We start from the raw sequence: 6,636 nt of genomic DNA, 5'->3' as shown, positions 1-6,636 counted from the left end.
CGTTCTGGGGGCGGTTGGTGTAGTACTGCCATTCCTCGTTGCCCCACTGCGGCTCGCCGCCGGTGTTGTGGACCCACTTGGCCGAACTCGGCCTGGTGCCCGCGGCACTGTCGAACTCGTCCTGCCAGGCCAGATTCCACGTGGACGACTGCTGTGCTGCGCCATACACTTCGAATTCCCACAGGGAGTATCCCCACTCGGTGCCCCGCCGCGTGCCGGTCATCCGAACATAACGGCCGCTACCGCTGATGGCCAGGTCGTCGGTCGCGCCGTTGCCGGTGGTCGTGCTGTAGGCGGGGGTCCAAGTCTGCTTGTCGTTAGAGAGTTCGATCTTGTACGCCTTGCCGTAGGCGGTCTCCCACTTCAGGACCACACGGGAGAGCGTGGTGGTCGCGCCCAGGTCGATGGTGATCGATTCGGGATCGTGCCCTTCGACACTGGCCCAGCGGGTGGACAGGTCGCCGTCCACGGCCAGGGCGCCGCCGTTGGAGGCCCCCTCGATCGACGAGACGGTGACGGGCTTGCCGCTCGACAGCAGGGTGTCGGCCGCATGCGCCGGGACCGTGAGCGCGGTGGGGACTGTCAACGCCGTCGCGAGCAGTGCGGTGAGGGTCGCCGACGTTCGCTTCATGCTTCCTCCAGGGGTCGGGGGGTTGCCGGTGACCCTCCCACAGTGGTTCATAAGTGGTCAACCAGAATCCAGCAACTCCCCTTAACTGTCTTGACATCGCCGAAATCCCCACCTCAGACTATGGATTCAATGGTATAAGAGTGGTCAATATCGAGACCGCGTTGACAGGAGCAAAGGTTGAAACTTGCTATCGTCGGGGGCGGCTCGACGTACACACCCGAGCTGATCGACGGGTTCATACGGCTGCGTGACGCGTTGCCGCTCACCGAGATCACCTTGATCGATCCCGATGCCGAGCGGCTGGGCCTGGTGGGCGACATGGCCCGCCGGATGCTCGCCCACGCTGGACATCCGGCCACCGTCGAGGCCACCGCCTCGCTTGACGGGGGCGTGGCCGGAGCCCAGGCGGTGCTGCTGCAGCTGCGGGTCGGTGGCCAGGCCGCGCGCAACGTGGACGAGACCTTCCCGCTCGAATGCGGCTGCGTCGGCCAGGAGACCACCGGAGCCGGTGGCCTGGCGAAGGCGCTGCGCACGGTGCCCGTGGTGCTCGACATCGCCGAGACGATCCGCCGGTCCGCGCCCGAGGCGTGGATCGTGAACTTCACCAACCCGGTCGGCATCGTGACCAAGGCGCTGCTGGACGCGGGGCACCGGGCCATCGGCCTGTGCAACGTGGCCATCGGCTTCCAGCGCCGCTTCGCCGCCCTGCTGGGCGTCCCGCCCACGCGGCTCACCCTGGGGCACGTCGGGCTCAACCACCTGACCTGGGAGCGGTCGGTCCACCTGGACGGGCGCGACGTGCTGCCACGGCTGCTCGCCGAGCACGGCGAGCAGCTCGCCGGCCCCCTCGGCGTGCCCGCCGGCCTGCTGCGCCGTCTGGGCGTGGTGCCCTCCTACTACCTGCGTTTCTTCTACGCTCACGACCTGGTGGTGGAGGAGCAGAGGACCAAGCCGTCGCGCGCGGCCGAGGTGGCCGAGATGGAGTCGGCTCTGCTGGAGATGTACGCCGACCCGTCGGTGACCACCAAGCCCGAGCTGCTGGACCAGCGCGGCGGCGCCTACTACTCCGAGGCGGCGGTCGCGTTGATCACCTCCCTGCTCGGTGACCGGGACGAGGTCCAGGTGGTCAACGTGCGCAACGGCGGCGCCCTGCCGTTCCTGGCCGACGACGCCGTCATCGAGGTGCCGGCCACCGTCACCGCCGGCGGTGCCGTGCCGCTGCCCGTGGACCCCGTGGAGCCGATGTTCGCCGGTCTCATCGCGCACGTCTCGGCCTACGAGGCCCTCGCGCTGGAGGCAGCGCTCCACGGCGGCGCCGATCGCGTGGCCGACGCCCTGCTGGCCCACCCCCTGATCGGCCAGTACCACCTGTCGCGGGACCTCGCCGACCTGCTGGTCGATGCCAACCGCGGCCATCTCCCCTGGGCGCGGGTGTACGGGTGAGAACCGTCCTGGCCATCGACGGCGGCAACAGCAAGACCGATGTCGCGCTGGTGAGCGAGGACGGTTCCGTCCTGGCCACCGGCCGGGGCGCGGGCTTCCGGCCGCAGACCACGGGAATGCACGTCGCGCTGGACGTGGTCCGCGACGTCGTGCGCGGCGCACTGGGCTCCGCCGCGGCCCCGCCGTACGCGGACCATGTCGCCGCCTACCTGGCCGGCGCCGACCTCCCCGTGGAGGAGGACGCGTTGCGCGATGAGCTGCTCGCCCGCCGCTACGGGCGGGACGCGGTGGTGGGCAACGACACCTTCGCGCTGCTGCGCGCGGGCACGTCGAAGCCATGGGGCGTGGCCGTGGTGTGCGGTGCCGGAATGAACGCCGTCGGCGTCTCACCTACCGGTGAGGTGGCGAGATTTCCCGCCTTGGGCAGGCTGAGCGGCGACTGGGGCGGCGGGCTCGGGCTCGGCGAGGAGACGCTGTGGCATGCCGTACGCGCCGAGGACGGCCGGGGCCCGGCGACCGCGCTGGCACGCGCCGTGTGCGACCACTTCGGCGCCCGCACCGTCGAAGAGGTCGTCCTCGGCGTCCACTTCGGCGACCTGTCCCACGCCGTACTGCTCGACCTGGTCCCGGTGCTGCTGTCGGTGGCCACGGCGCGCGACCCGGTGGCGCGTTCCATCGTGGTGCGGCTGGCCGACGAGGTCACCACGATGGCCGTGGTCGCCCTGGACCGGCTGAGGCTCCTCGACACGCCCGTCGAGGTCATCCTGGGCGGGGGAGTGCTGACGGCCCGCGACCCCTTGCTGGGCGGCCTGATCGAGCAGCGCTTCACCGAGCGGGCTCCCAGGGCCGAACTGATCGTCGCCGACACGCCGCCCATCGTGGGCGCCGCCCTGCTCGGCCTCGAACAGCTGGGCGCCTCGGAGGCCGCCATGAGCCGCCTGCACTCGGGCTGCCGTACGTGGTGACCCGGCCGACCTGGACTGAAGCCCATGCGGGATCTCCCACATGGGCTTCCCTCGTCATGTCAACCCTTTACCCCTGTCAGGGTGACGCCCTCGATGAAGGCCTTCTGGGCGAGGAAGAAGGTGATGATGAGCGGCGCCATGACGATCAGGGTGGCGGCCATCGTGAGGTTCCACTGCACGGCGTGGACGGTCTTGAACGAGGCCAGACCGAGTGAGAGCGTCCAGTTCTCAGGCCGTTCGCTGACGTAGATCAGCGGGCCGTAGTAGTCGTTCCAGGCGTAGAAGAACGTGAACAGGCCGACCGCCGCGATGGCCGGGCGCATCAACGGCAGGATGACCTTGAGCAGCACCCGCAGCTCGCCGCAGCCGTCGATGCGGGCCGCGTTGGCGTACTCCTGCGGGATGGTCAGCAGGAACTGCCGCAGCAGGAAGATCGCGAAGGCGTCGCCGAAGAGCATGGGCAGCACCAGCGGCCAGATCGTGCCCGTGAGCTTCATGTCGGCCCAGACGAGGTACATGGGGATGACCAGCACCTGCGGCGGCAGCAGCATGATCGCCACCACGAGGAGCAGCGCGGCGTTCCTGCCCCTGAACCTGTAGCGGGCGAGCGCGTACGCGGCCGGCACCGATGACAGCAGGGTGAGTGCGGTGGCCAGCGTGGCGTACACGACGGTGTTGACCAGCCACGTCAGCACCGGAGCCCGGTCGAAGACGGTCAGCAGGTTCGACCATTCCCACGAGGCCGGCCACAGGGCGGACGTCATCGCCTGCTGGTCGGGCATGAGGGCCGTGAGCGCGATGAACGCCATCGGCAGGACGAACGCCACGGCCAGCGCGATGGCGATGCAGTGACGGGCGATCCAGACGAGCGTCCGCTTCATGCCGCACTCCCCGCGAACCCGGAACGCCTGCGCAGCAGCACCGCGATGAAGGCGAGGGAGACCAGGAAGAGCATGACGGCCAGGGCGCACGCGTAGCCCATGTTGAACCGCTGGAAGCCCTGGACGAACAGCCAGTACGGCAGGGTGAGGGTCGAGCCTTCCGGCGGTCCGGGCGACTGGGCGGAGGGCGTGATGTCGGCGCTGCCGCTCGCGACCGAGCCGGCCACCACAGCCTGGGTGAAGTACTGCAGCGCGCCGATCACCCCGGTGACGACGGCGAACAGCAGGACCGGCGCGATGCTCGGGAGCGTCACGTGCACGAACCGCTGCCGGCTGCTCGCCCCGTCGATGGCGGCGGCCTCGTGCAGTTCGGCGGGCACGTCGAGCAGCGCGGCCAGCAGGATGACGATCAGGTTGCCGCTGCCCCACAGCGCCAGCAGCACCAGGCCGGGTTTGGCCCAGGCGGGGTCGGAGAACCACAGCGGCCCCTCCACGCCCACGGCGGCGAGCACCTGGTTGACCGGGCCGGTGGCCGGGTTGAACAGGAACACGAACGCGACCGTGGCGGCCACCGGCGGCGCCAGCGACGGCAGGTAGAACACGGTGCGGAAGAACCCCGCCCCCGACTTGATCCGGGTGAGGACCAGGGCGGCGCCGAGGGCGAAGAGCACCTGGGCTGGCACCATGACGGCGATGAACCAGCCGGTGTTGCCGACGGCCTGCCACAGCCTGGGGTCCTCGGTGAACATGTAGACGTAGTTGCGCAGGCCGACCGGCTCCGGCCGGTCCAGCATCGTGTAGCTGGTGAACGACAGGTAGACCGTCATGGCCAGCGGGTAGGCGAAGAAGAGCGTGATCCCGGCCAGCCAGGGGGCCAGGAAGAACAGGGGCGCGACCTTGGGGCCGCGCCACCGGGAGCGCGCCACCGCCCGGCGGTGGGTGGCGCGCGTCGTGACCACTGCCATCTACGACCCCAGCTTCAGTGCGGAGTCGTTCTGCCTGGCCAGCTCCTTGAGCCCCGCAGCCAGGTCGGGCACCTTGCCCTTCTGCCACTTGTCGGCGAACTCGCCGAAGTTGTTGAGGTAGGCGCCGCCGTCCGCGGTCGCCGGCAGCGAGGAGCTGGCCGGGTGCGCGAACACGTCGAGGAACGGCTTGAACAGCGGGTCCTTGGCCAGCTTGAGATCAGGTGAGCGCAGCGCGGCCAGCGTGGTGGGAACGTTGTGCAGCGCGTCGGCGAAGCTGACGAGGGCGGCGGTGTCGGTGGACAGGAACTTCACCAGCTTCCAGCCCGCCTCGGCGTGCTTGGCCCCCTTGGGCACTCCGATGATGTTGCCGCCGATGGCTCCGGCGCCGTACAGGTCGGGCCGGTCGTCGGCCGCGGGCATCGGGGCGGTGCCGTAGTCGACCTTGCCGCCGTTGTTCTTGATGAAGGAGGTGCGCCACTCACCGTCGACCATCATCGCGATCTTTCCGGTCTCGAACGCGTGCTGCGCGGACCACTCGTCGCCCAGCCCGGCCTGGAACCTGGTCAGCTTGTCGGCCCCGAACCAGTCGACCAGGCCCTTCTGCCAGTTGAGCATCGCGGAGAAGGCCGCGTCCTCGGCGAAGTTGGCCGTGCCGTCGGGCTTGAGCCACTTGGCGCCGAAACTCGGCGTGAAGTGCTCGGCCACCGACTGGTAGGTGCCGAGGAAGGGCACGAAACCGGCTACCTCGATCGCGCCGTCGGCCGATCGCTTCGTGAGTCTCTTGGTCATCTCGGCCAGCTCGCTCATGGTCTTCGGCGGCTTGTCATAGCCGGCCTGGGCCAGCAGCTTCTTGTTGTAGTACAGCGCGAAGGTGTCGGCGAGCAGCGGCATCGTGCAGCGCTTGCCGCGGAACTCGGTGTAGGCGCGGACCGCGGCCGGGATCTGTTCCAGATCGACCTTGTCCCGCTCGATCCATGGTCCGAGGTCCTGGAAGGCGCCGGTGGAGCACCAGGCGCCGACACTGTTGGCGTTGAACGACAGCGCCGCGTCCGGCGGGTTCCCGCCGCGGATCGACTGCGTGATCTTGTCGGCGTCCTGCGCGGGCACCGGCTTGACGGTGATGTCGGGGTGCGCGGCGTGGAACTTGTCGAGAACGCCCTGCACGGCCTTGACCTCGTTCGGGTCCTTCAGCGGATGCCAGAACGTGATCGTGACCGGCCCCTTCTGCTCCGGCGCCGGAGCGTCCCGGTCGGCGCCGCCGGGCGTGCACGCGACGGCCAGGAAGGCGGTGGAGAGGAAGGTGGCGAACATGACGGTGAAGCCGGGTCTGGAGAGTTTCATGAGACCTCGATATTTGACCACTCTTATACCATTGGGAGCACAGTGTGAGGTGCCATTTCCCGTGGTGTCAAGGGCGCGGCTGCGGGCGCATAGGCCATTTTGCCGAGATCGGTTGACCACTTATGGACCACTGTGAGAGGGTCCCCCAAACCCCCCAAGCCGTACCCATGGAGGTGCAATGAAGCGAACACTGCTCGCTCTCACCGCGCTCACACTGGCCCTTCCCGCCACGGCCACCGCCTCGGCGCACGCGGCAGGTAAGCCGGCCGCCTGGAAGCTGACCTGGCAGGACGAGTTCGACAGTGCCGCGGGCACCAGGCCGAGTTCGGCCAGGTGGGTCCACAACACCGGCGGCGAGCCGCAGTGGGGCAACGAGGAATGGCAGTACTACACCAACCGCCCCCAGAACG

At 69.1% G+C, this 6,636-nt stretch carries 6 protein-coding genes and 1 pseudogene; 3 read left to right on the top strand and 4 right to left on the bottom strand.

Translation table 11 applies throughout. The annotated features are described in order from the left end of the window. Positions 1–631 (bottom strand): discoidin domain-containing protein (locus DQW85_RS30115; protein ID WP_240197514.1); only part of this gene is annotated, 631 nt, incomplete at its 3' end. 177 nt (positions 632–808) lie between these two features. Between DQW85_RS30115 and DQW85_RS30110 the strand changes: the two genes are divergently transcribed. Then, positions 809–2,074: a 6-phospho-beta-glucosidase gene (locus tag DQW85_RS30110; protein WP_113703205.1), complete on the top strand. Its 1,266-nt coding sequence runs from the start codon at positions 809–811 to the stop codon at positions 2,072–2,074. Then, entirely contained in the window at positions 2,071–3,039 is a 969-nt protein-coding gene (locus tag DQW85_RS30105; protein ID WP_113703204.1) for an N-acetylglucosamine kinase, read from the top strand. Before DQW85_RS30110 ends, DQW85_RS30105 begins: the two co-directional genes overlap by 4 nt. 59 nt (positions 3,040–3,098) lie before the next feature. On the opposite strand, the gene DQW85_RS30100 is transcribed toward DQW85_RS30105, so the two are convergent. The 3 genes from DQW85_RS30100 to DQW85_RS30090 are packed head-to-tail and all read right to left on the bottom strand — an operon-like array spanning position 3,099 to position 6,226. Then, on the bottom strand, positions 3,099–3,920 hold the full coding sequence (locus DQW85_RS30100; protein WP_113703203.1) for a carbohydrate ABC transporter permease: 822 nt from the start codon (positions 3,918–3,920) through the stop codon (positions 3,099–3,101). Continuing rightward, positions 3,917–4,885 carry a carbohydrate ABC transporter permease gene (locus tag DQW85_RS30095; RefSeq protein WP_113703202.1) on the bottom strand — a complete coding sequence of 323 codons (969 nt, stop codon included), beginning with the start codon at positions 4,883–4,885 and terminating at the stop codon, positions 3,917–3,919. Before DQW85_RS30095 ends, DQW85_RS30100 begins: the two co-directional genes overlap by 4 nt. Beyond that, the gene (locus DQW85_RS30090) at positions 4,886–6,226 is read right to left on the bottom strand and encodes an ABC transporter substrate-binding protein (protein WP_205315521.1); all 1,341 of its coding nucleotides are present in this window, start codon (positions 6,224–6,226) and stop codon (positions 4,886–4,888) included. Between the two features lie 178 nt (positions 6,227–6,404). On the opposite strand from DQW85_RS30090, the pseudogene DQW85_RS46125 reads away from it, so the two are divergent. Beyond that, positions 6,405–6,636 (top strand): annotated as a pseudogene (locus DQW85_RS46125) (hypothetical protein); the annotation flags it as partial.

Source organism: Nonomuraea lactucae (assembly GCF_003313395.1).
GTDB lineage: Bacteria > Actinomycetota > Actinomycetes > Streptosporangiales > Streptosporangiaceae > Nonomuraea > Nonomuraea lactucae.
This window is presented reverse-complemented; position numbering and strand designations above follow the sequence as displayed.